Below are 25,014 nucleotides of genomic sequence, written 5' to 3' on the forward strand. Positions count from 1 at the left end.
TAACTTTGCAGAAACAGGACACTTCAACTTTGCGGATACATCGGTTTTCGGCGTAAGCATATTTATGGAACTTCACTGAGCATTGCGTCAGAATTTCTTGGCTGCGGCAGAGGCCACGTCACTGGCTTACAACCATTCCTACATCGAAAAATTTAAATCAACTTACGAGTCGCTAAGTTTCGCATCAGATGTGATGCTCCGAAGACCCAAGGCGGGCAGTCGGTGGAAAGTCTCACCCGATTGACGAGAACTCCTAACTGGCCGTTCGAGATCGTTACCACATCACCCACCTTATGCGTGAACCCCTGCCCAGGAGCATTGCGGTCTTCAACCGGGGCGAAAAGCGTGCCCAGGAAAAGCACGAAGCCGTCCGGATATTGATGATGCCGGCCACGCGTCTGCGCCACCAGATCGAGAGGATCGCGGCTGATTTCCTTCATCGAGCTCTTGCCGCGCAACACGAACCCATCCTCGCCCTCGACGACGAGGTCGAGTTCTGCGTTACGAACGTCATCGATCGAATACGTCTCGTCGAACAGACGGATGAAGGGGCCGATCGAGCAGGATGCATTGTTGTCCTTGGCTTTGCCCAGTAGAAGCGCGGATCGTCCCTCCACGTCGCGAAGATTGACATCGTTGCCGAGCGTCGCGCCCTTCACCTGGCCTTGGCTGTCAACCGCAAGCACGATCTCTGGCTCGGGATTGTTCCATTTCGAAATGGGGTGAAGTCCCACTGCAGCCCCGACGCCGACCGAGGACATCACCTGGGACTTCGTGAAGACCTCAGCATCAGGGCCGATACCGACTTCAAGGTACTGCGACCACAATCCCTCCTCGATCAGCGCTGCCTTGACCTTCTGGGCGGCCTCGGAACCCGCTTTCAGGTCACGAAGGCTCGCACCAATGATCTGGGAGACCTTTCCCCGGATTTCCGCAGCCCGCTCCGGACTTCCTGCGGCGCGTTCTTCGATCACGCGCTCGATCATCGACCGGGCGAAGGTGACGCCACAAGCTTTGATAGCCTGAAGATCGATGGGAGCAAGAAGATGCGATTGGGAAAGGTCTGCTTCGCGGATGGCCAGCATCTCTTCGAGCGAACCAATCTCCGCACCTTTAACGCCGCGGACGAAGAACGCGGGATTTTCGCGCTCGAGCAGGTCACGAATCGTCGCGTTTTCCTGGGAGGTAATGTCATAGACACGGCCACCGCGGATCGTGACCACGACCGGGCCTTTTGCCTCCACCGACCATGCCCTTCCAACGAAGGTCCCCGTCTCAAAACTCGAAATTCCGCTCATCTTTATCAATTCTCCCTGAAAGCCGTTATCAGTATCTTGTCTTGGGTCATGTCTTGGCGGTCGAGCGTACCCACAGGTTGTTCCTTGCTGTCATGCTCACCCCTAACGTCGAAGGAAGACTGGTGGACGCTTTTCCTTGAAGGCCTGGCGACCCTCCCTCGCATCCGCCGTCGCAAAGCAGATCGTCTGGAGATCCCGTTCGTATTCGACGGCCTTGTCGTGCGGCATCGAGACGGCGGCTTTTAGGTTGAGCTTGGCGGTTTCGGCTGCAATCGGCGCTCGGGCAGCAATCGTTTCGGCGATGGCGCGCGCGCGGGGCAGAAGCTTCTCAATACCGACGACCTCGCTGACGAGGCCCCAGTGAAGCGCCTTTTCCGCAGAGATTGGATCCCCGGTCATGATCATTATCGCGGCATTCGACATGCCGATGGAATGGGCAAGCCCCGCTGCCATGCCACCGCCGCCGATCCAGCCGAGCTTGATCTCCGGGGCCGCGAACTGCGCGTTTTCAGAGGCGATGCGGATATCGCAGGCCATGGCCGTTTCAAGTCCGCCACCAAAAGCATAGCCGTTCACGGCGGCGATCGTCGGCTTCAGCAAAGCATGGATCGCATCGCAATAGTCCGGACGATTGCGAAACTGCCATGGCGTCTCATAGGTATCGAGTTCACGAATGTCGGAGCCTGCACAAAACGCGCGCTCCCCTGCTCCCGTCAGAATGACGCAGCGGATCGTATCGCTGTCGTTGCACTCCTTGACCGCCTTCACGATGGCATCGGCCATTTCCGGCGTCACGGCATTGAGCTTGCCGGGGCGGTTCAAGGTGATCGTCGCGATCGCGCCATCCACCTCGAAGGTGATCTCTTCCGTCATCATCTTCTCCTATCGCTCTTCGCCGGCCCGACGGTGGGCCTGATAGAGGTCCTGCAGGCGGCTCAGCACGCTGGACGCATCGGCGCGGGTTTCGAATGCCTCACGCAAAAGCGCAGACGCTTTGCCCTGAAAGACGATGTAGCCATCGTGGCGCGGGCGCACATACGCCTGCTCCAGAGTGTCGGCGGTGTTTGCGTAAAAGCTGCCCCAGCGGGCGTTCACGCCAGCATCGTGCCAGGCTTCGCGGCGGGATGGCTGCCCCTCATGGGCGGGAATGAACCCGATCTGCGCCTCGCGGCCCATCAGCCAGAGCAGATGCGCCTTCAGTTCCGGCGTCGGTTCGCAACGTTTGGAGATGCCGATCCCGGTTCCGCCAAGCGTCGAGCCCGGACGACCGCCTCCGATGCGGCGTGGCGCATTTGCGAACGTGATGGCATGCCCTTCCGCCGGTGCCGCATAGTTCACGTAGCCGTAGACGAGCGGGCAGAGAACGACATCGGCTTCCTGCGCCATATGCCCGAGAATACCGATCGGGTTTTTGGCGAGGACCGAACGCGGGCTATGGGATGCAAGCTCGGCCATGAGCGCATAGACAGCCCGGCCGTTGTCTGCGGAAACCAGCACGTCCGGATCGGCCTCGGCCGGTGGTTCGCCGAACGCAGCCGCGATCGACAGGAAGCTCAGCGCCGCATGCGGCCCGGCGAGCGACAGCGCAACTTTGCCGCTTTTGCGCGAGACATCGAGCACGGCATCCCAGGTTTCCGGTGCGCCATCCTCGAGATGATCGGCGCGCAGCGCCATGACCTGGGTCGCGGCATCGAGCGGAAGCGCCCAATGTTTTCCGGCGTAACGATAGCTCGATAGCGAAGGCCCAATGCTGTCGGCACTGAGCGCCTGCAAGACATCCGCGCCGAACACGCTTTCGAGCGAGCGCAGGCAATCGCCGCCGACGGCTTCGCCGATATGCGGATGATCCAGCACGACGAGGTCGTAGCGGGCACACAGATCCGCGATCGGATGGGATTCGAAACCTTCGAGCGCCTGCTTGTCCCACTGGATATCGAGACCGGCGGCGAGTACATCCTCGCGCCTTGCGGCGGCGGCAAGCGCGTTGTAACCGCGCGGATGGTCCCAGGTCAGCGCCTTGATCGTCGTCATGATCAGAGACTTCCCTTGGCGATGGCCCCAGTGGCGATCAGCGATGAAATCGTCGCTTCGTCGTAACCCGCTTCCCGCAACACTTCTTCCGTATGCTGGCCGGTGATAGGCGCACCGCGCTCGACCGTGGAGGGCGTCTTTGAGAACTTGATCGGGAAACCGGGGGTCTTCACCTTGCCTTCCGTCGGGTGCTCGTATTCGACGAAGGTGCCGTTGTGCTTCACCTGCTCGTCTTCGACGAGGTCAGCATAGCCATAGACCGGGCCGCACCAGATATCGGCCGCCCGCAGCAACTCCAGCCATTCCGCCGATGTCTTGACCTTCAGCCTGTCGCGGGTCTTGGCGAAGATTTCATCGCGCCGTTTCCAGGTATCGATCTCGTCGTCCATCGTCAGGAAGCTGTCTTCGCCGATGACCTCGCCGAGCGTCTTCAGCTTCGGGAAGGCGACAATGATGAAGCCGTCGCTGGTTGCGAAAGCCCCGTAGGGCGCGCGGATATAGACATGGGCATGCGGCTCGGCGGAGCGCTGCTGCGGCTTCTTGCCGACGGTAAAGACCGAAAGTTCCTGCATCTGGATCGTGGTGATCGCGTCCAGCATGTTGACCTGCACGAGCTGACCCTCCCCGGTGCGCTCGCGGTGAAACAGGGCCGCCAGTGCACCCTCGAAGGCGGTGTATGCCGTGATCGCGTCGACCAGATACTGGCCCGCAGCCGTTGGCGCCTCGCCCTCACGTCCCGCCGATAGCATGGCGCCGGAGAGGCCCTGCAGCACGAGATCCTGTCCCGGGCGATTTACATACGGGCCATCCTCGCCATAGCCGGACATGGACACATAGATCAGGCGCGGATTGATCTTTGAGAGACTTTCGTAATCGACACCGAGACGTTTTGCGACGCCGGGGCGGTAATTCTGAAGGAAGACATCGGCCGATTTCACCAGATCGAGCAGGACTTGCTTGCCAGCCTCGGACTTCAGATCGACGGCAAGCGAGCGCTTGTTGCGGTTCAGCGAGAGGAAGGAGACGTTCACCCGATTGCCTGTGGCACCGCCGGCAGCGACATGGCGCTGCCATTCCCCGGTTGTCGGCTCGACCTTGATCACGTCTGCGCCGAGATCCCCGAGCCTTTGGGCTGCAAAGGGGCCGGCCATGGCAATTGAGCAATCCAGCACCCTGATACCCGACAAGATACCCATAGAAATCGTCCTTCGAATGTCCGTTCACGTTGGCCGCGAACATATCGACAAAATTCGGTCTGTCCAGAGTTAGCGCTAACTATTTTATTGCTGCATTGCGCTATAATAAAGCCGCATGGTGTGATTTATTCTATTTATGGATTAGCGCTAACTTTTACGTTGACCACGACAAAATCGATGAATAAGAAATTCACTGGTAAACCATAGCGGCACGGGAGGCCGCGGAGGAGAAAATCATGAACAGACTCGAATCGGGCCTCGGCCTGACCCTGCTTGCGGCTGCCCTGCTTTCATCGGCAGCGTTTCCGGCCTATGCAGACGCCCGCTCCGACGCGCTCCAGGCGCTGCCGGAGAATGCGCGCGCCCTTTATACGGATGCTGTCGATGTGGGCGCTGCGCAATTTGCAGACTTCAAGGCGCCGGCCAAGCCATGGCGCTGGTGCCATTCGGAATCCTATATGGGTAATCCGTGGCGCGTGACCTTCAACGACGAACTCGCCCGTCTCGTCAACGGTGCCAAGGAAGCCGGCGACGTCTCGGAATTCATCGTTTCGGACTCGAATGGCGATACCACCCAGCAGATCTCGCAGATCCGCTCGTTTATCGAAAAGGGTTGCTCGGTCATCACCACCATCGCCGGCTCGTCGACGGCGCTCAATGCCGTCATCGATGACGCCTATAAGGCTGGCATCCCGGTCATTACGTCGGCTGGCGCGGTCACAACACCGACCGCCATCAACGTGATGCACAACCAGAACCTCTGGGGCTACCAGATGGGCAAGGGTATCGCGCAGGCATTGCCGAACGGCGGCACCATCCTGCAGGTCGAAGGCATCTCCGGCCATCCGCTGGTACAGCAGGAAAATGCGGGACTGGAGAAGGCTGTTGCCGAAAGCGGCAACCTGACGATCGCCCGCAAGGTCAGCGGCGAATGGACAGGCACCACGACGAAATCGGTTGTTCTTCAGGCGCTCGCCACGACACCACAGCAGATCGATGCCGTATGGTCCACCGGCTCGGAAGCCCGCTTCATTGCAGAGGCTTTTCAGCAGGCGGGCAGGCCTCTGCCGCTGATCGCAGCGTCCATCTCGGGTGATGCGCTGGGCTACTGGCACGAGAACCAGGATGCGTTCAACTTCTACGGCGGCGAGGTTTCGCCTCATGTCGCCGCACAGAACGCCTTCCGCGTTGCCCTTCGCGTCGTCAGCGGCCAGAAGCCGATCGTCAACACGATCATCGCGCCGATGCCGACGATCACGCAAGCCGATCTGCCGACGTGGTACAAGGACTGCATGAAGCCGGACTCTGCCGCGATCTTCCCGATCCCGCCACAAGACCCGTTCCCGGAAGAATTGCTCAGCGCTTATTTCTCGAACGGCGAAGCAACTCCGCTTTACGACTTCTCCAAGGTACCGGCATCCTGCACCAAGTAAGCCGGAGACAACCGCTGCCGACAATCGGCAGCGGTTTATCAATCGAGGTGCCTGCCAGAAGGCTGAAATGAATGCATGAGATGACAAAGACGCAGGATGAAAAGACGGCTGGCCCGTCGTGCATCCACCGCGTCGTGATGGAAAACGGCGGCGCAGTTCCTCCGTTCCGGAAAGAGCCGGTCGGACTGAAGACCGTTGGCCTGACCAAGCGGTACGGAGAAACACTTGCTTTAAGCGATGCCTCCGTCGATTTCCGCCCGGGAATTCACACCATCCTCGGTGAAAACGGCTCCGGCAAAAGCACCATGTTGAAAATCCTCTCCGGCGTGGTGACGCAGACCAAGGGTAGTGTGCTCCTGAACGATCGAGCGGTCTCACCCCGCAGCCCGCGCGACATGCACGATCTCGGTCTTTCCACCGTGTTCCAGGAGGTGCTGATTGCGCCGCAACGCACCGTGCTGGAAAACATATTTCTGGGCTACGACGGCCCTCTGAGCTGGCGTATTCCGAAGGCGAAGCGTGCGGCTCTTGCCGACGCTCTGCTGGCGCAGATTTCCCGCTTTCCCATTCCGCTTTACGCAGCCGCCGGTGAATTGCCGCTTGCGAGCCAGCAGCTTGTCGTTTTGGCGCGGGCGTTTTTGCGCCTGCCGTCGATCCTGCTGCTCGATGAGGCGACGGCGGCGCTGGACTATGCCGACCGCGACCTCGTTTTCGATGCCATCGAGGATTATGCCGGCGCCGGCAACATCGTCATCTTCATTTCCCATCGCCTCGAAGAGGTCCGTCGCCTGTCGAACCGCGTAACGGTCCTTCGCAGCGGAAAAGTTATCGAGACGCTCGAACGCGACGACATCACTGCCCAGCGCCTCCTCAAACTCATGGCTCCGGAGGCCGCACTACATGCCGGATAAGAACATTGTGCTGCGCTACGATAATCTCGTGCTCGCTCCCGGCAGGAAGCCGCTATCCGGCACTATCCGCGCGGGAGAAATCGCCGGTGTCGCAGGCCTCGAAGGTCATGGTCAGGAACAGTTTCTGCTGGCCCTGGCGGGGCTCGGCCGCTGGCGCGATAGCTCGGTCACCGTCGAAGGCGGCACCGCGGGTCCAGCCAAGTACAAGGACCACTACGAGGCAGCGCGCAACGGCGTCGTCTATCTGCCGCGAGACCGGCGGGCCACCGGCATCTTTCCGGTGCTCTCCGTGCTCGACAATTTCGCGATCCCCTCCATGCCACGGTTTTCCTTTGCCGGCATTCTCGACCGCAAACGCCTGAAGCAGGAGCTTGCGTCCTATACCGACTTCCTGTCGATCCGTTACCCCTCGGTCGATGCTCCCATTTCGGCGCTGAGCGGCGGCAATCAGCAGAAAGTTCTTCTCGCCCGGCTGCTGGCCCTGAAACCGCGCGTCATGCTGTTGAACGACCCTACCCGAGGTGTGGATCTCAATACGCGCCTCAAGTTCTACGAAGCATTTCGCACGCTGGCCTCAGAAAGCGGTATCGCCCTCGTCATCCTCTCAAGCGAAATCGAGGAAATCCTGCAGCTCTGCCACACCGTTTCGATCTTCCGGGATTTCGAATGCAGCACCGTGCTTGATCGCTCATCGATGACGATGGACCGGGTTATGGCCGCCATGTTCGGGCAGGAAGGAGGCCACCCATGAGTGCCCACCCGAAGACCTTTCGCAAACCGGCCTTCTGGGCGAGAAGGGAAACGCGGCTTGCCGCGATCCTGTTCGTCGTGCTCCTCGTGGTCAACGTCTTTTTGAATCCCGTGCGTTTCTCGCCCGGCAACTGGCTGACGGTCCTCGGACTTGCAGCCCCTCTACTGCTGGCGACACTTGCAACCACCCTGCCCTTTCTGGCCGGGCGCGGCTCGATCGATGTCTCGGTCGGCCCCTTGATGGGGCTTATCAACGTGATCATAATCAAGGTGATCATCGGCGATGCCGGCATTTCATCTCCATGGATCGTAATCCCTGCCGCCTTACTGCTGGGGATTGCCTCGGGCATTATCAACGGGCTTCTCGCGGCCGTCCTGCGCATCCAGCCGATCGTGGCAACGTTGGCGACCTATCTGATCTATAGCGGTCTTGCCCTGTCGATCCTGCCCTCGCCCTCCGGCAGCGTGCCCGCGTGGCTCGCGGACTTTGCGGGGCCGCTGTCCCTCATTCCCGTCGGCCTGATCATTATCGCCTGGCTCCTGTTCAAGCGCCTGCCGCTCTATGACCTTCTGATGGCGGTCGGGAGCGATGACCGGGCAGCCTACACGGCCGGCGTCAATGTGCCGGCGGTGCGTTTCCTTTCCTATGTCTTCGGTGGCCTGATTGCCGGCATGGCGGCCTTGGCGCTGACGGCACTGATCGGTTCGGGAGATCCCAATATCGGGCCGGGCTATACGCTGATTGCTGTTGCGGCTGCGGCTCTGGGTGGCGTCAGCCTCGCCGGCGGCGTTGGTGGACTAGCGGCGGCCTTTATCGGCGCGGCGGATATCTTCCTGCTGCAGAACATGCTGACATCGTTCAACGTCTCCACGTTCGTGCTGCAGGCAGCCTACGGTATCGTGCTCGTGCTTGCTGTGTGCCTCAACTCCGAAAAGCTCAAGCAGCGGTTCCAGATCTGGATGGAAAGCCGATGAAAACCTCCCTGACATCCAATCGCGCCCTGATCGCCTTCCTTGGCGTGGCTCTGGTTTTTGTGCTCGGCACGTTGATCATTCCCGGTTTCGGCAGCGTGTTTTCCGTCCGCGCCATGCTCATTCTGGCGTCGCTTCTCGCCATTGCCGCGCTCGGCCAGACACTGGTCATGATCCTTGGCGGTATCGACCTGTCGATCCCGTTCGTTATCGGCTTCGCCAATGTCGTCTTCGCCAGCCTTTACGGCAGCGGCACGCCGGCTCTCGTAGCGTTGCTGATCGTGATCGTGCTTGCCGCCTGCATCGGCGCCATTTCCGGTGGCTTGTCGGCGGCCTTGTCGATCCACCCTCTGATCGTTACACTCGGTGTCGGCACCGTGGTTCAGGCCGGCGTTCAGATGTGGACGCGCGGCCTGCCGACCGGTTCGGCTCCGCCCTTCGTCAACGAGTTCGTGTCGCTGGGCGGCACGATCGGGCCATTGCCCTTCCCTTGGCTCATCCCCTTTACAATGGTGCTGACGCTTGGCTGCTTTTTCGTGTTGCATCGAACGGTTTATGGCCGCCGCCTCTATGCTCTGGGCTCCAATCTGAAAGCCGCAGAACTCGCCCTCGTACGGCCCGTCGCCATGTGGATGACGACTTTCGCCCTCAGTGCGGTGTTTGCGGCAATCGCCGGGATTTTGCTTCTCGGTTTCACCGGCTCCTCCAGCGCCACCGTCGGCACGCCTTATCTCTTCCAGACGGTCTCGGCGGTCGTGATCGGCGGCACGGCGTTGATCGGCGGACGCGGCGGTTTCCCCGGTACCGTCGCGGGCGCCATCGTGCTGGTGGAGTTGCGCACGCTACTGATCGGCCTCGGCCTTTCCGAAGCGCTCGTCCAGTCGGCGCTTGGTCTTCTGATCCTGGCTCTCGTGGCCGCCTATGGCCGCGATCAGCATATCCGCAACCTGATCTGAGGAGAGACCCGTGGAGGAAAGGCTCGCAAAAACCATTGCCGCCATCCAGGAATCGGGAGCCGACTGGGGGCTCTTCACCAGCCCGGACGGTATCGCATACGCGCTTGGCCATGTCTGCGGTATTGAGGCTGGGCCTTCGCCCTTTGCCGGTGGCCCCAGCCTCGGCGTTGTCGGCAAGAATGGCGAAACCGCGCTGCTCGTCACCAACCTTGAGACGGACACGGCAAGCTGGGCGGAAACGATCGTCACCTACACCGGCTTCTCGTATCAGGAGCCGACCGATATCTTCGAGAATTACCTGACGGAAGCGAAGGTGCTCTTTGCCCGTCTCGGCGTAGGTGGACGCATTGCCGTCGAACGGCACGCTTTGCCCGCCTCGATCGCCGGTCTGCTCGACGGAAGCGTCACGCTTCCGATCGAACCCGCCTTTCGCCGGCAACGGGCCATCAAGACCGCAACCGAAATCGGCCTGCTGCGCGAGGCAGCCCTGACGGCATCGGCCGGGCAAAAGGCGTTTCTCGCCAGCACCCGTGCCGGCATGCGCGAGCTTGAAGTCTTTACGGCCATCCGTCTGGCGATGGAAACCCGTGCGGGCGCGCGCCTGCCGGTGACCGGCGATCTGATCTCCGGGCGGGAGCGCACGTCCCGCTTCATGGGCTGGCCAGACAACCGGGTCATCGAGGCAGGCGACCCGGTCATCTGCGATCTGGCGCCGCGTGTGGCCGGCTACTGGGGCGACAGTTGTGCCTCAGCCATGATCGGGCAACCGTCCGAGAGCTTCGCAAAGTTGTTTTCGACCGCCCGTTCTGCATTAGATCTGGCGATCGAGACGGTTCGGCCCGGCCTAATCATCGGTGATTTTGATGCCGTGCTTCAATCTGTCATCATCCGTAATGGTTACGGCTATGCGCATCATTCCGGCCACTCAATCGGCACCGGCGTACACGAATGGCCGCGCATCGTCGGTCACGAGCGCGAGACGCTGAAGGAAGACATGGTGATCATGGTCGAGCCGACGGCTTTCGACCCGAATGTCGGCGGTGTGAGGCTGGAATATATGCTGCATGTGACCGCCACAGGCTGTGAAATCCTGACAGATTTCGAGCATCGGCCGGTCTTTGAAACCTGATCAGCCGCTATCGCGGATCATCAGCTTGAAGCCCATGTCGATCAGTGTCTGCTCGGATTGGATGCCCCGCATGCCCTCCAGCAGCAGGCGCCCGGCTTCGCGGCCGATTTCGGCTGAGGGTACCGCCACCGTCGTCAGAGACGGGATCAGGTGGCGGGCAAGTTCGAAATCGCCGAAGCCGGTGATCGCCAGCCGTTGCGGGACTTTGAGCCCGATGCGGATGCTTTCCTGCAAAGCGCCCGAAGCGATGATATCGGACGAAAACATCACTGCATCCGCCTCCGGATACCGGGCAAGCGCCTTGCGCAGCACGTCGGCGCCAGAGGCCATGGTCAGCGGCAGATCGCGTGAAACCACGATGCGCGGCGTCTTGCCCGGGAAAAGCTCCTGCATAGCGGAGGCAAAACCGTCCCGCCGCTCGGCCGCACGGCTATCGCCCTTGCGCAAAACACCGGCGAAAACAATGTTCGTCCTGCCGGAACGTGCGAGGTGAGTGGCCATTTCCGCAATGGCCGCAGCGTTCGAGAAACCGACGAGCCGGTCGATCGGCTTGTCCGTCATGTCCCAGCCTTCGACAATGGGGATCCCGGCACGTTTCAACAGGGCGATGCTCGCGCGCGTGTGATGTGCGCCTATAACAAACAGACCATCCGGCCGCCGGCCGAGCAGGCTGCGGATAACCGCTTCTTCCCGATCCGGCTGGTAGTCGGTATTTCCAAAGAAGATCTGGTAGCCCTCCCGATGCAGCACGTCTGAAAAGTGCTGAATGGTCTCGGCAAACACCGAAGCCGAAAGTGTCGGGATGACTGCGGCAACCGTATTGCTCTTATGCGATGCCAGATGGCTTGCCGCGAGATTGTGGACGTAGTGCGTTTTCCGGATCGCATCATCGATCGTCTTGCGGTTTTCGGCCGTCACGGTGTCGGGAAAACGCAACGCCCGCGAAACCGTCTGCATGGAGACGCCCGCAGCCGCCGCGACATCCGCCATCGTCACCCCGCCACCCTTGCGACGGCCTTTTCGCGGAGAGTGCTTCTCGTCCGTCACAGGATAAAGGGCCTCACGCAGACGGGGGTGCCGATTTCGATACGCTTGCCGCTGTCGGTGAGCGCACCCGTTTTTTCATCGCGCCTGAAGATGACGATCGCATCGCCATTCTGGTTTGCGACCAGCAGATGTCGGCCACTGGGAGACAGCGCGAAGTTTCGCGGCGTTGCGCCGCCGGATGGGACGATCTCCTGAAGGGTCAGCATACCAGTCTCCTGATCCACGATGAAGCAGGCGATGCTATCGTCACCTCTGTTGGAACAGTAGAGAAAACGGCCATCAGAGGATAGATGGATATCCGCAGCGTGGGATTCGACGCCGGGGAGGACAGTCGACAGTGTTTGCTCTACCGCCAGCGCGCCGGGTTTCCTTGAGATGAAGGAGACGCTCGAACCAAGTTCGTTCGAGATATAGACGAAACGCCCGTTTGCATGCTGCGCTATGTGCCGAGGGCCTGCGCCGGCGGGAAGCGCGACGTCCGATACGAACGACAAGCTGCCATCCTCTTCCAGCCTGTATTCCGCGACACGGTCCAGACCGAGATCCGGTATGAGAACGCTGCCGCCTTCGGCGGTCTCCGTGACCATATGCGCATGTGGACGCTCCTGCCGGTCCGCGACCGGGCCAGGTTCGCCATCTAGCCGCAGCGATGCGACGGCAGGGCCAAGAGCGCCATCGGCAAGGATTGGAAACACGGCGATCGATTTGTCCGGACCGCCCGAGCCCATCGCATAATTGGCGACCAGCACGAAACGCCGGTCGCGCGTGACGATGTTGTGGGCGGCAATGCTGCCGAGGGTCGGCTGCTTGTTGAGATAGGAGAGCGTGTTCGTCTCTTGGGAAAACCGGAAGGCACTCACTGTGCCTTCGTGCCAGCCGAAAACTTCGGAATTGGCATAGACCACACCATCAGCAGCATCGACCGCGAGGAAAGTTGGGTTGTCGACGCTGTTCGTGGCAGTGAGGCGTTCGCATTCGAGCGTTGTTTCGTCGAACGCGAATATGGTCAGCCCTTCGCCGCGTGCGCCCTGAAAATACGGCGCTTCCCTGTTGAGCGAACCGACGGCGAGATAGACCTGCTGAGCCACCCAGAACTCCCCTGTTGGCGAATGAGACGGACGAATGGCACATTCGCAGTGATGAGGCTATAGCACATCGAGTGATTCGGGATTCACGCGACGTGCTATAGGTATTTGTTTGCGCATGTCTTTTTCCCGAAACCGCTGTGCACTTTCAGGAGACATGCTCAGTTCATAACCCAGCCGCCATCGACATTGAGCGTCTGGCCGGTGATGAAACCCGCCGCGTCCGATGCCAGAAACATCAGTGCGTTAGCGATGTCGGCGGCGCTGCCGCGACGCTTGATCGCCTGATGATCGAGCACGAAGCGTGTATAACCTTCGGGATCGGGATGGATCTTTTCCGCATCCGTCGGGAATGCGCCGGGCGCGACGGCATTGACGGTAATACCATAGGCCCCGAACTCGCGCGCCCAGGCGCGGGCGAGACCGATGAGCGCCCCTTTGGACTGGACGTAAGGCGAAAGATTTGCCCAGCCGCCGAAGGCAGTGACGCTTGCGATGTTGATGATGCGCCCCCAGCCTTTTTGACGCATATACGGCAAGGCGACTTGCACACAGACGATCCCCGCATCGACATTGATGCGCTGGACACGCTGCATTTCCTCGATCGAATAGTCTTCGAACGGTTTGGACGGATAGATCGCGGCATTGTTGATAACCACGTCGAATCCGCCGACTTCCTTTGCGAGACCTTCCAGCGAACTGCGCAGCGTGGCGAGATCCGACAGATCAAGCGCCTTCAGACCAAGCCCGTTCAAGCCCTCGGCGAATGCCGCGGCTTCGAGCGTGGCATTCTTCGCCGGGTCGTTATCGATCGCCACCACCCTGGCGCCAGCCCTCAGAAACGCGAGCGTCGTCTCGATGCCGAGACCGCCGGCGGCACCGGTATAGAGAATAACTTTGCCGGCAACGGACATCGCGGATTTTCCTTCTTCTGCAACGGCAGTTATCTGAACGTTCATCAGCGTCCCCCCAGCGCAACGTGATTGCCGGACGGGGCCGGATAGTCTTCGCTCGGCTGCCGCGCGATCGCCGTGATCCGCGCTTCGCTTGCCGCAATGGCAGCGGCATCGCCGAGAATACGCAAGGTGGTTTCGTAGCGGCGCTCCTCACCGTGTTCCAGCCAGATCAGCTCGCCGCGATCGCGCGCCGCGCCGTGACCGAGGACATGGTTGGTCGAAGGCTCGATGCCGAGCGCATATTGCCCAGCCTGTAGGTTCTGCCACTCGAACATGCAGGGGAACTGGTCCTTGCGCGTCACCACTTCGAAGCCTAGCCCCAGACGGTCGTTGACGAGCGCGACGGGAACCTCGCCATTCGCGTCGGACGCCATCTCATGTTGCCAAACCTGCTCGTGAAAGCCGAGTTGCGGCGCAGGCATGGTGCGGTAGCCGACATCCTGCCTGCGGTAATCGTCACCCGCATGGGCGGCCCAGACGACATCGCGGAGCGGCGCGAGATACCGCGACCCTTCGCTCAGAACCGGATGCCCGACATTGATATGATAGCAATACATGTGGGGCGTGCGGTAAAAGCCGCGATTGACCACCCTGTCCGAGAGAAGGATGTCATTGGTGCCGACCTTGACCTCGATGCGGCGTTTCAATTCCAGATGTTCGCCGAAAACCGTGCCCTGTGTGACCGTGCCTTCGCACCAGAGATAACACTCGTCTCCATCCCACCGTTCCCCGTAACCATTGAGCTTGCCCGGAATGGTGCCGATACGGCCGTGGATCGAGTGGCGGACGGTTTCCTTCGGCTTGTAATTATAATGATCGGCCTGCTCGTCATACATGAAGAGGATATGATCGAGGCCGCAGGTGATCATCAGGCCCGAGAAAGACCGCATCCAGCCGAGACCGCCCTCGCCTTCGTACTCGCTAAGCCCGGGGTGGCGGAAGCCGGACGGAGAATGCCAGCCGATCGCCATGCCCCGATACTCACAGTCCGCGATGTCGAGTGCGCGATCCACCAGCACGGTGAAGCGCAGCCCCGTGCCGCTTCTGAACTCAAGCAGGCGGATGCCGCGCTCCAGCCCGTCACCGAGCGTCATCAGCCGGACGCCGGCAAATTGCGAAAACGATCCTGCACTGGCGGCGAGGTCGCGCCGCGACTTCGCTTCCCCGTAAAGTTCAACCATCGTCGTGTTCCTTCTCACCTGCCGAAGGCAGGCCATGCTGTCTGAGGAGCGGCCGGGGCCAGCCCGGCCGCGATGTCATCAAAGGCCCTGCGCCCGCAGCTTTCCATCGAGGAACTTCTTGGCGCGCGGCACATCGCTCTCATCCAGATGTTCGATGATCATCGGAATGTTCGGATGCTTCTGCGCCAGACGCTTGAGATAGAGATCGTAGTTCAGCGAGCCGAGACCGGGCGCCGGCAGTTCGATTTCACCGACGCCACGGAACGTATGGCTTTCGAGCGCATCGGAATCGCCGATGTCGGCATGCTTTTCCGACTTGTCGTCACCCGAACGCTTCACATCCTTGGCATGGCCGATCTTGATCTTGTCGGACAGCGTATCGAAGACTTGGTTCAGGATCTGATCCATGCGATCGATGTTGTGGGTCTCGAAGTAGTTGGTCGGGTCCATCAGCAGGCCGAGGCCCGGATGATCGACCTGCGCAAACATCTTCACCGTTTCCTCGACCGAACCGACAACGTTGTTGACGTAGGTTTCGAGAAGGAAGACCGCGCCGTGATCATAGGCATATTGCGACAGGTCGGCGATGACCTTGCGGCATTCTTCGAAGCCTTCCTCGGTCTTGTTTTTGGGGTGATGGACCCAGTCCGATTCCGTGTTGTACGTGCCAGTCTCCGAGATCACATAGGGCGTGCCCAAATACTGGGCGTGTTTGATGATTTCCTTGAGGTAGCCGACGCGGCGATCTCGCTCGGCCTTGTCCGGGTGAATGATGTTGGTGTAGCCGGAAACGCAGGAGATCGGCAGGTTGTGATCGCGAAAGGTCTCGCGGATCTTCACGCACTTATCCTTAGTGATCTGGCCCGCCGAGAGATCGATGTCCTTGAAGTGCATATCGAGCTGCACCGTGTTGAAATCGAGCGCACGGATCTTTCGCGCCGTTTCCTCCAGCGCATACGGGAAATAACCCGTGAAAATACCGGTTTGCATCATGATGAGAATCCTCCCTCGTTTTTCATGAATGGATCGAAATTTCGGAAAGCCTGACCGTCCGGCCCTCGGCAATCGACTTGTAGCCGGCTTCGATCAACGCCACGGTCTTGACGTTGTCAGCAACCGAAAGCGCTGGCGCCTCGCCGGTCTTCACGGCATATTGCAGCTGCTCCATCACGCCGATGAAGGCATGCGGGAACCACATCGTTTCCCATGTCGGCGAAACCCACTTGCCGCCTGTCGTCTTTTTGGAGGCGTAAGTGAGCGTAGACGGCGAGCCGTCCGGCCAGCCGATCGTGCCCTGGGCCACGCCGTCGGTGCCTTCGACGCGCCACTTGATATAGATGTCGCCGTCGAACCCCTCTTCCCGCGGGCCTGACCACACGTCTTCCATCGAAACGGCCATTACGCCGTCCGGGAAACTGAGCGTCGAAACGGTAATGCCGTCCTTGTGCTCGAACGTGGTGCGCGGATCCTTGCGCGTCAGCGTCGTGATCGTATCGGGATCGCCGAACAGGAAGCGCAGCACGTCGAGATGATGCACGCTCATGTTGGAAAGCGTCAGCCGGTCGTAGTCCTCAAGAAACGCCTGCCAATGGGGGATCGCCCGCATCTCGATGGTGGCGAGAATGGGCGTACCCAGCTCTGCTCCGTCGAGGATCTGCTTCAGCACGCGCATGGATTGGTCGTAGCGCATGTTCTGATTGACGGAGAGAACCTTGCCGGCCTTGGCGGCGGCGTCCCGCAGTTCGATCGCTTCGTCCAGCGTCAGAGCAAGCGGCTTCTGCGCCAGGATACCCTTGATGTGCGGCTGGGCCAGCGCCTTGCGAATGAGCGCAGGCTGCCGGTCCGGGGGAAAGGCGATATCGAGGATTTCGATGTTCGGATCGTTGATCAGCGAATCCGGCGTGTCATGCACCGTCGGAATATCCCAGCGCTCTGCAACGGCCGCAGCCTTTTCCCGCGTGCGCGACGCGATGGCGACGACCGGGAAGCCCGCTTCCTTGTAGGCCGCCAGATGGCACTCCGCCATGATCATGCCGGCACCGATGCAGCCGATCCTGACATCCCGAACCCGCACCTGCGGATCCGGCGCAAAACCCTTGGCTTCGCTCATAATGACCTCCCGTTTGATATGTTCGTTCACAGGCCGAGCGCCTCCCCCGCCTGATTGAAGAAATGGGCTCTCGCCGGATTGCAACTGAGCGCCACGGCGCTGTCGATGCGAATATCCGGCTGCCCGCGCATCAGCGCCTTAAGCTTGTCCGCGCCAGTATCGACAGTCACGACCGTATAGCCGCCGAGCGGTTCGACTTCATAGACCTTGGCTGCACGTCCCGCATGCGCCGCACTCCATGGCTCGACCTTCAGATCCTCCGGGCGGACGCCGATTTCCGAGACATCCGCCGGAACGGCGTCGATCGGCAGCGTGATCGTGCCATCGGCAGCCTTTATCCCGTCGCCACGAACGGCAGACATGATGTTCATCATCGGCGCACCCAGAAGCAGCGCGACGTATCGGCTGACGGGCGTATCGTAGATCTCGCCCGGTGCCCCGATCTGGCGGATTTCGCCGTGCTCCATGATGGCAATGCGATCGGCGACGGACATCGCCTCTTCCTGATCGTGGGTGATGTAGATCAGGGTCTGGCCGAGGTCGCGCTGGATGCGCTTGAGTTCGACACGCGTCTCTTCGCGCAACCGGGCATCGAGCGCCGAGATCGGATCATCCATCAGATAGGCGACCGGATCGCGCACGAGGGCGCGGGCAATCGCCACCCGCTGCCGCTCGCCGCCGGAAAGCTGTGCCGGCGGCTTGTGCAGCAGATGGGCAATATGCAGTTTGGCGGATACCGCTTCGACGCGCGCCCGGATCTTGTCTTCCGGAATCTTCCGCTCGGTGAGCGGGAAGCGCACATTCTCCCCCGCCGTCATATGCGGAAAGAGCGCCAGGTTCTGAAACACCATCGCCACGTTGCGATCGGCCGGCGAGACGCTGTTGACGGGCCTGCCGCCGATCAGGATTTCGCCTTCATCCGGCGTTTCCAGACCGAGGATCAGCTTCAGGACCGTCGATTTTCCCGACAATGGCGGGCCGAAGAAGCAGAAGAATTCACCGGGCTGGATGTCGAAGCTCGCGTTTTTCAACGCGATTGTCTTGCCGAAGCGCTTGGTGACGTTGCGGAAGGAAATGCCAGCCATATCACGCTCCCCGGATCGCATTGCCGGTTGCCGCATCGAACAGACGCGCGGCTCCCGGTTCGATGGCAAGATGGACGGTCTCGCCGGTGCGAATGGCGATATCATTATCGAAGACTGCCTTCACCCGCCTGTCGCCATCGCCGAAATGAACCACCGTCCGCGCGCCGATGCGCTCCACGAAGGTTACCGGCAGGGACAGACCCGACGCCGATGCCGCCAGCACGACGCGTTCCGGCCGGAAGCCGTAGACCACATCTCTTGCCGGTTGCGCGCGGGCGGCGGCTGAGAGCGCGGGCTCCAGTGGGGAGGTGATACCAAGGACGTCCAGATCGACGACCATGCCGCGGTCGCTCTCGGCAAGCGTGCCGCTCAAAAGGTTCATGCCCGGCGAGCCGATAAAATCGGCGACAAAGCGATTGACGGGATCATTATAAACCTCAAGCGGCGTGCCGACCTGCTGCAGCACGCCATGGTCCATGACGGCAATACGGTCCGCCATGGTCATCGCTTCCAGCTGATCGTGGGTGACATAGACCATAGTCTGCTTGAACTGGCGCTGGAGATGTTTCAGCTCCGTGCGCATAACCGCACGGAATGCGGCATCGACATTGGAGAGCGGCTCGTCGAGCAGGAAGATCGCCGGTTCGACGATCGCCGAACGGCCGATCGCCAACCGCTGCAGGATGTTGACCGAGAGTTTGGCCGATGGCTTGTCGAGCATCTGTGTCAGCTGAAGGAAATCGGCCATCGCCTTAACCCGCCGATCCAGCTCGCTTGCCGGCGTGCCGCGCACCTTTAGCCCGTAGGCAAGATTGTCGTAGACATTCATGTGAGTGAAGATCGCGTAATTCTGGAACACGAAACCCACGCCGCGCTTGCCCATGGCGATGCCGTTCATATCGGCGCCATCGAAGGTTATGCGGCCTTCGCTCGGGCTTTCCATGCCGGCGATCATGTTCATGGTTGTCGATTTGCCGCAGCCGGATGGCCCCAGCAGCGCCATGAATTCGCCATCGCGGATTTCGAGGTCCATGGTCTTCAGCGCGGTGAAAGCGCCAAAGCGTTTCACCAGATTTTGAAGGTGGATCGCAGTCATGGCTCAGGCCTCCTTCACGGCATTCATGCGACTGATGGCAAGCGATACGACGATGGACAGAACCACGAGAATGACCAGCGCGATCGCCGCAACGTAGCCCCAGATCAAATCCTGCTGCGTCACCTTGTAGATGTAGACGGAGATTGTTTCGGTCGCGACGCCCGGCCCGCCCCCGGTCATGATGAAGAGAGTATCGAAGATCTTGAAGTTCTCGATGATGCGGATCGACAGGGCGATGATCATGATCGTCTTCATCTTCGGCAGCGCGATCGTATAAAATCGCTGCCACCAGCTGGCGCCCAGCAAGGTCGCCGCGCGCATCTGGTCTTCCGGCACGCCAACGAGGCCGGCGAGCAGGATAAGGAACATCAGCGGCGTCCATTGCCAGATATCGGCGATCATAACCGCCGCCAGTGCGGTTCCGGGGCTCGAGAGCCAGGCGAGCACGAAGGGCCGGCCGATCAGCGTCGAGATGATGTCGTTGACCGGGCCACCCGATTGGAACAGCATGAAGAACATGTAGCCGGCGACGGCAGGCACGACCATCATCGGGATCAGCATGATCGAATAGAACACCCGCTTGCCGGCGAAATTGTCCATGAACAGGATCGCAAGCCCAAGACCCAGCAGGAATTCGACCGGCACGCAGATCAGCATGACGAGCGCTGTCCGGCCGAGCGCATCCCAGAAGCGGCTATCGATGGCAAGGTCGGTATAGTTGGCAAAACCGTTCCACACCTCATAGGCCTGCCACCAGCCGGTACCATCGAGCGGCGACCAGTCGGTGAGGCTGATATAGAGCTGCATCAGCAGCGGGAAGACCGCGATGAACAGCACGAGAAGCTGCGCCGGCAGCGTCAACAAAAAGCCGAGACGGCGGCCACCGTCTTCAATACGGGCATCCTCGGTGCGCGTGTCGGATGGGGTGAGATCGCCAGGCACGGAGCGCTTCTCCTCGGTTGCAAAGCTGCTCATTGCTTGAGCGCTCCAAAGGTAAGGCCGCGAACCAGATGCTTCTGGATGGCGATACCCATGATGACGGGGGGCACGGCTGCGATCAGGCCAAGCGCGGCCTTGGCGCCGTAAAGCTGGCCGGTCATCGAGGATGACAGCGATGCCATATAGACCGGGATCGTCACCCATTCGCGCGTCGTCAAAAGCAGGGCGATGAGATAGTCCGACCAGTTGAGGATGAACACGAAGAGGGCGGAGCTTGCAAGCGCCGGACGCATCATCGGCAGCGTGATCTTGATGAAGACGCGCATGCGCGAGCAGCCCTCGACCAGAGCCGCATCCTCGATTTCGCGCGGCATATCATCAAAGAACGTCTTCATCAGCCAGAAGGCGAACGGCAGGGTGACGATGCCATAGATCAGGGCGAGCCCCCACCACGTATCGACAAGACCGAAGAAAGCCCACATGATCATCACCGGGATCATCACCGCCATCGGCGGAAACAGTCGGAGCTGGATCAGCGCCAGCGGCAGGTTTTGCCCCGAGCCGAAGCGCGACAAGCCATAGGCGCCGGCCGTGCCCGCCGTCATAGCGATCAGCGTGCCAAAAACGGCCGAGAGCAGCGACGCCAGGATCGGCTTGCCGGCGGTGCGGTCGAGCGCGACGATGAGGTCGGAGGTGGATGTACCCAAGATAAAGCGGAAATTGTCGAGCGTGGGGGCTTTTGGCCACCAGGTCAGATCGGCGCCGGTGGCAGACCATTCAGCGATCGGCTTGAAGGCCATCGAGGCCATCCAGAGCGTCGGGACGAGCGTCACGGCGAGCGCCAGGAGGATGGCGGCGTAACGGAAAACCTCAAAGGGTAATGAGCGCTTCATGACAGGAAAAACTTCATTCTCGAAAACGGGATGATTGCCGGGCGGGATCTGCGCCCGGCAATCATGTCAGCGGCGCGCGTCAACCCGCCAGCGGATCGAGCACCGTCGGCCAGGCTTGCTTGTTCGTCTTGATGGCTTCAAGCAGCTTTTCTTCGCCGGTTCGCCGCGCGATGCGCTGCCACTGGCGTTCTGTATCCGCCATGGCCTGCTCCGGCGTTTTCGACTTGGTCAGCGCCGCCATCAGGTTTTCGTCCAGCGCATTGTGGAATGCCGTCGCGCCGGGATAGTTGATGGTCGGCACCGTGCGGGCAACGGTCTCACGGACGACGTCCATGTGGTAATCGTGGTAAGTCTGCCGCACCAAGGGGTCAGAGAAATTCGCGAGCTGGAACGGATCGAAATATCCGCCGGGGTTCGCCGTCATCCAGGAATAGATGCGGCTCGAACCCAGCCATTGCAGCAGGAGATAGCACGCCTCCGGGTTTTTGCTCTGGGCCGAAACGCAGGCCGAAAGGTTCAGCCAGAGCACCGAACGGCTCACAAGCTTACCATCGACTTCGCGGCCGGGCGACAGCATCGAACCTATCTTGCCGGTGACGTTTGAGCCTTCGTTCGCCTTGTTGTCGAGAAACTTCGGCAGATTCGAGAAGGCGCAGGTCATCGCGGCACCACCGCCGGCGAAGTTGCCGTATTGCTCAGGCCAGCCCCAGGAAATCGCATCCGGCGAATGATGGCTGAGACTATCGACATATTCCTGTGTCGCCAGATAGCCGGCGTCGGAATTGATCAGCGGCTTACCATCGTCACCGAATAGGAATTGGTTGGGCGAGCCCATGGACACGAAACGCTGATACCAGTTGGTATAGCCCCAGCCCTGATTGCGCAAGTCGGTGGAGCCGAACAGGCCCTTGTCCGGGCGATGGAAGAAGGCCGCGATATCGGAATGCTCCTTCCAGGTGCGCGGCGGCGCAAGCGCATAACCGTACTTATCGGCGAAAGCCTTCTTCTCGGCTTCGTCATTGAAGAGGTCGGTACGGTAATTCCAGGTCTGAAAATCGCCATCGAGCGAGACCCCGTAGGTGGAGCCGCGATACTGGTTCAGCAGCGAGACGCCCTTGGCACCGTTCACGTAACCACGCTCGGGATCGTCCCATTCCGGCTTGTGAGCCGCGACATATTCGTCAAGCTTGATGATGCCGGCGGTTTCGGCGAGATCGCCCAGGCGGTTCCATTCAACCGCGTAGATGTCGAAGGCTCCGCCTTTGGTGGAGATATCCTGCATCGTTTTGGTGAATTCCTGGCCGTTGGGAACACCTACGATATCAAGCTTGATACCGGTTTCCTTTTCCCAAAGATCTTTGATTGAGGGCGCACCGGCCGGGAAAGGCTGGGTCAACTGGCCGATCGATCCATCGGAAAGGCCCAGCACGATCCGCTCCGGCGCCTTGCCGGCCGCCTTCAGCGCCTTCGCCGCTTCTATGGCACGGCCCTCGGGTGTTTCAGGGCCGTATTGATAACGCTCGGCACCATCAAATCCGGTCGGCCCTCCGACCATTCCCGGCGCCAGGGCATCGGCCGCAAATGCTCGGCCGGGCCGAATTATTTGCGGCGCAATACCGACTGCAGCCGTCAATGCAAAGGTTTTTGCACCAGCGGCCAGCAAGCCGCGGCGCGAGACCGTAAAGATGTCGCTCATTGGTTTCTCCTCCCAAGCTGACTGGCCTCCACACCTGTCAACTTGAGGAGTAATGACGTCGCAAATGATCGATGTCAACATCATAATACATCATATTACATCTTCAATGGGAGCCGCTTAAGCTTTTCTTTGTCGATAGGCTGGGAAGACTGCCAGAATGACGTATTATGATGGATTTCTTGTAAAACCGCGATGGAGTTTATGAGGATAAAGCGGAGTAAATACCGTTTGGGGCCTTGTATTTGACGCCGGTCGAAATACATCATTTTCCATCATTTCTCGAAAGGAAAGATTTTGCGCTCGACTTTGATGGACATTGCACGGGAAGCCGGGGTTTCTCCGGCAACGGTAGACAGGGTCCTCAACAATCGTGACGGCGTGCGCGAGCGCACCCGAAAGGCCGTGCTCGAAACTGCGCGTAAGCTGGGCTATGCGTCCGAACCAGACGGGACGCAGGAAGCCAACGGCACGGTGCTGCGGCTGGACTTCGTGTTGCCAGCAGGCACCAATACTTTCATCGCCAATCTTCTTCAGCAGATCGTCAAACAGGGTGAGCTTCAAGACGACATCGATGTTCACGTGCATTCGATCGAAGGCTTCAATCCCGACAGCCTGGCAAGGCAGCTCGATGCCCTGATTGCGACCACGCAAGGGGTTGGCGTCATTGCGCTGGATCATCCAACGGTACGGGAGGCCATGCGCAGACTGGCAGCCTCCGGTGCCCCCATCGTCACACTGGTTTCAGATATTCTGCATGTTCCGAGGCTTGGATATATCGGCATCGACAACCGCGCCGCCGGACGGCTGGCCGGTTATCTGCTCGGGAGACTGTTGAGTCGCGGAGAGAAACGCAAGATCGCGCTGTTTGCGGGCTCACTATCCTACCGGGGCCATGAAGAACGGGAGATGGGATTTCGCCATGTCATTGCGGAAGATTTCCACAATCTGGAGATCGTCGAGCTTCGGGAAATCCGCGACGATCGGCAGCGGGCTTTCGAGGAAACCGTGTCGCTGCTGAAGCGGCATCCCGACCTGTCGGGCATCTACAATATCGGCGCCGGCAATGCCGGCATCGGGCAAGCCCTGCAGGAAGCAGGTCTTGCCCAGTCCGTTATCTTTGTGGGTCATGAGGTGACTGAAAGCACCAAGCGTTTTCTGCTCGACGGCACGATGGACGCCGTCATCGACCAGAACCCACGGGTGGAAGCACGAGAAGCGCTTACCATGCTCAAGACCGCAGTTCTGGGAGGAAAGGTTGATTACCATCCCCCACGGCTGCAGGTTATCTTCCGAGAAAACATACCCGAATTTTAGGCAGAGAAGCCAGCTGACGCCACCTCCAAATCCGGCAAATCACTGCGCTCGCCAAAATGTGGAGGTGATGGATTGCTAGGTGGCAATCGGCGCACAATGTTGGCTCGGACAAAGTTCAAGAGATATGAACTCGCGACCCATACTTTAAAAGCGGGAAGGTCGTTGAAATAGCTACGCCAACGGCATGGCCATAATTATAGAACATAATTGCATGCTCGAACTCAAGCTCGCAGCGACGGCGCTTGAGATTAACTGGGTGTTGATTTCCACTGAGAGCTGACCCTCTATCAAGCTCTGCCGGGTCAGCTCTCAGTGGAAATCAACATCTATTTGCGCCAACCCGTAAAAATTTGATCATTGGCCAAAGACGTTAGCTGCGACCACGATGGAATTGGGCGTCGAAGCGCTACACCATCTCCAGCCCGACCAGTTCGTCAACGCGCTGCTTGTGGAGGAGACCCTAAACCGTCCTCGAAGGTGTAAAATCACACAGGCAACGGCCTATGCTCTCGGGTCTTTAGCGCTTGGTGCGTCTAAGTCGGCCCAGAAAAAGTTCGAACAACGAGGGTTTTCCGGACTTCGAGCGTCAGCCGTTGAACGCGGCCGCTCTGTGACAGTTTCGCTGTTCGGAAATATGTGCGGAAATCGAGTGTTCTGAAATGGCTGCGTGATTAGCTGATAAGTGCTCTTGATAGGACTCGAACTCTCGGCACCCGATTTGTCTTCGCCACTTCAAAATAAATCAATTACTTGGCTTCTGGAGAGAGGATACCCTATTCTCCGAACGGAAGCTCGATGTCTTCCCGGTTTTTCCTAGCCCCCTCGATCAGAACCGTCTTGAATAGCTCGGCATCTTGTGTGGGCAGCATCCCTGCCCCGGTTCGAATGGCTTCCTGCCACGCAATTCCGCGCTCCCACGCCTCGTTGTAGACGAGC

Annotated in this window: 22 protein-coding genes; 7 read left to right on the forward strand and 15 right to left on the reverse strand. The window is 60.0% G+C overall.

The window, feature by feature from the left end; genetic code table 11:
• Nucleotides 1–152: 152 nt before the first annotated feature.
• The 4 genes from ASD32_RS26445 to ASD32_RS26460 all read right to left on the reverse strand — a co-directional run bounded on the left by ASD32_RS26445 (nucleotide 153) and on the right by ASD32_RS26460 (nucleotide 4,525).
• The gene (locus ASD32_RS26445) at nucleotides 153–1,298 is read right to left on the reverse strand and encodes a fumarylacetoacetate hydrolase family protein (protein WP_060641028.1); all 1,146 of its coding nucleotides are present in this window, start codon (nucleotides 1,296–1,298) and stop codon (nucleotides 153–155) included.
• 102 nt (nucleotides 1,299–1,400) lie between these two features.
• Nucleotides 1,401–2,171, reverse strand: a complete 771-nt coding sequence (locus ASD32_RS26450) for an enoyl-CoA hydratase/isomerase family protein (RefSeq protein ID WP_060641029.1) — start codon at nucleotides 2,169–2,171, stop codon at nucleotides 1,401–1,403.
• 9 nt (nucleotides 2,172–2,180) lie between these two features.
• Nucleotides 2,181–3,329, reverse strand: coding sequence for an extracellular solute-binding protein (locus ASD32_RS26455; protein ID WP_060641030.1), 1,149 nt, complete (start codon nucleotides 3,327–3,329; stop codon nucleotides 2,181–2,183).
• 2 nt (nucleotides 3,330–3,331) lie between these two features.
• A complete protein-coding gene (locus ASD32_RS26460) occupies nucleotides 3,332–4,525 on the reverse strand; it encodes a CoA transferase (RefSeq protein ID WP_060641031.1) in 1,194 nt (397 codons plus the stop codon).
• Between the two features lie 236 nt (nucleotides 4,526–4,761).
• On the opposite strand from ASD32_RS26460, the gene ASD32_RS26465 reads away from it, so the two are divergent.
• The 6 genes from ASD32_RS26465 to ASD32_RS26490 all read left to right on the forward strand — a co-directional run bounded on the left by ASD32_RS26465 (nucleotide 4,762) and on the right by ASD32_RS26490 (nucleotide 10,676).
• Nucleotides 4,762–5,958 carry a substrate-binding domain-containing protein gene (locus ASD32_RS26465; protein WP_060641032.1) on the forward strand — a complete coding sequence of 399 codons (1,197 nt, stop codon included), beginning with the start codon at nucleotides 4,762–4,764 and terminating at the stop codon, nucleotides 5,956–5,958.
• Nucleotides 5,959–6,038: 80 nt separating this feature from the next.
• Complete coding sequence (locus ASD32_RS26470) at nucleotides 6,039–6,869, forward strand: ATP-binding cassette domain-containing protein (RefSeq protein WP_156383380.1); 831 nt, start codon at nucleotides 6,039–6,041, stop codon at nucleotides 6,867–6,869.
• Nucleotides 6,859–7,620, forward strand: coding sequence for an ATP-binding cassette domain-containing protein (locus ASD32_RS26475; RefSeq protein ID WP_060641033.1), 762 nt, complete (start codon nucleotides 6,859–6,861; stop codon nucleotides 7,618–7,620). The genes ASD32_RS26470 and ASD32_RS26475 overlap by 11 nt, the downstream gene beginning before the upstream one ends.
• Nucleotides 7,617–8,594: an ABC transporter permease gene (locus ASD32_RS26480; protein ID WP_060641034.1), complete on the forward strand. Its 978-nt coding sequence runs from the start codon at nucleotides 7,617–7,619 to the stop codon at nucleotides 8,592–8,594. The genes ASD32_RS26475 and ASD32_RS26480 overlap by 4 nt, the downstream gene beginning before the upstream one ends.
• Nucleotides 8,591–9,547, forward strand: coding sequence for an ABC transporter permease (locus ASD32_RS26485; protein WP_060641035.1), 957 nt, complete (start codon nucleotides 8,591–8,593; stop codon nucleotides 9,545–9,547). Before ASD32_RS26480 ends, ASD32_RS26485 begins: the two co-directional genes overlap by 4 nt.
• A gap of 10 nt (nucleotides 9,548–9,557) precedes the next feature.
• Entirely contained in the window at nucleotides 9,558–10,676 is a 1,119-nt protein-coding gene (locus ASD32_RS26490) for a Xaa-Pro peptidase family protein (RefSeq protein WP_060641036.1), read from the forward strand.
• Here ASD32_RS26490 and ASD32_RS26495 read toward each other — a convergent pair whose 3' ends face one another.
• From ASD32_RS26495 to ASD32_RS26545, 11 genes are all read right to left on the reverse strand, one after another.
• Nucleotides 10,677–11,666, reverse strand: a complete 990-nt coding sequence (locus ASD32_RS26495) for a LacI family DNA-binding transcriptional regulator (RefSeq protein ID WP_244490289.1) — start codon at nucleotides 11,664–11,666, stop codon at nucleotides 10,677–10,679. It lies immediately after the preceding gene.
• A 53-nt stretch (nucleotides 11,667–11,719) separates the two neighbouring features.
• Nucleotides 11,720–12,811 carry a lactonase family protein gene (locus tag ASD32_RS26500; RefSeq protein ID WP_060641038.1) on the reverse strand — a complete coding sequence of 364 codons (1,092 nt, stop codon included), beginning with the start codon at nucleotides 12,809–12,811 and terminating at the stop codon, nucleotides 11,720–11,722.
• A gap of 158 nt (nucleotides 12,812–12,969) precedes the next feature.
• Nucleotides 12,970–13,767, reverse strand: coding sequence for an SDR family oxidoreductase (locus ASD32_RS26505; protein ID WP_060641039.1), 798 nt, complete (start codon nucleotides 13,765–13,767; stop codon nucleotides 12,970–12,972).
• Nucleotides 13,767–14,945, reverse strand: a complete 1,179-nt coding sequence (locus tag ASD32_RS26510) for an aldose 1-epimerase family protein (protein WP_060641040.1) — start codon at nucleotides 14,943–14,945, stop codon at nucleotides 13,767–13,769. The genes ASD32_RS26505 and ASD32_RS26510 overlap by 1 nt, the downstream gene beginning before the upstream one ends.
• Nucleotides 14,946–15,023: 78 nt before the next feature.
• Nucleotides 15,024–15,938: a sugar phosphate isomerase/epimerase gene (locus ASD32_RS26515; protein WP_060641041.1), complete on the reverse strand. Its 915-nt coding sequence runs from the start codon at nucleotides 15,936–15,938 to the stop codon at nucleotides 15,024–15,026.
• 22 nt (nucleotides 15,939–15,960) lie between these two features.
• Nucleotides 15,961–17,055 (reverse strand): Gfo/Idh/MocA family oxidoreductase, encoded by a 1,095-nt coding sequence (locus ASD32_RS26520; RefSeq protein WP_060641048.1) that lies wholly within the window; start codon nucleotides 17,053–17,055, stop codon nucleotides 15,961–15,963.
• A gap of 26 nt (nucleotides 17,056–17,081) precedes the next feature.
• Nucleotides 17,082–18,140, reverse strand: coding sequence for an ABC transporter ATP-binding protein (locus ASD32_RS26525; RefSeq protein ID WP_060641042.1), 1,059 nt, complete (start codon nucleotides 18,138–18,140; stop codon nucleotides 17,082–17,084).
• 1 nt (nucleotide 18,141) lies between these two features.
• The gene (locus ASD32_RS26530; protein WP_060641043.1) at nucleotides 18,142–19,236 is read right to left on the reverse strand and encodes an ABC transporter ATP-binding protein; all 1,095 of its coding nucleotides are present in this window, start codon (nucleotides 19,234–19,236) and stop codon (nucleotides 18,142–18,144) included.
• A 3-nt stretch (nucleotides 19,237–19,239) separates the two neighbouring features.
• Entirely contained in the window at nucleotides 19,240–20,211 is a 972-nt protein-coding gene (locus ASD32_RS26535) for a sugar ABC transporter permease (protein ID WP_082546947.1), read from the reverse strand.
• Nucleotides 20,208–21,068 (reverse strand): carbohydrate ABC transporter permease, encoded by an 861-nt coding sequence (locus ASD32_RS26540; protein ID WP_060641044.1) that lies wholly within the window; start codon nucleotides 21,066–21,068, stop codon nucleotides 20,208–20,210. Before ASD32_RS26540 ends, ASD32_RS26535 begins: the two co-directional genes overlap by 4 nt.
• Before the next feature lie 79 nt (nucleotides 21,069–21,147).
• Complete coding sequence (locus ASD32_RS26545) at nucleotides 21,148–22,764, reverse strand: extracellular solute-binding protein (protein ID WP_060641045.1); 1,617 nt, start codon at nucleotides 22,762–22,764, stop codon at nucleotides 21,148–21,150.
• A 294-nt stretch (nucleotides 22,765–23,058) separates the two neighbouring features.
• On the opposite strand from ASD32_RS26545, the gene ASD32_RS26550 reads away from it, so the two are divergent.
• A complete protein-coding gene (locus ASD32_RS26550) occupies nucleotides 23,059–24,078 on the forward strand; it encodes a LacI family DNA-binding transcriptional regulator (protein WP_060641046.1) in 1,020 nt (339 codons plus the stop codon).
• The last annotated feature ends 936 nt before the right edge of the window (nucleotides 24,079–25,014 follow it).

The organism is Rhizobium sp. Root483D2, assembly GCF_001426685.1.
Lineage (GTDB): Bacteria > Pseudomonadota > Alphaproteobacteria > Rhizobiales > Rhizobiaceae > Pararhizobium > Pararhizobium qamdonense.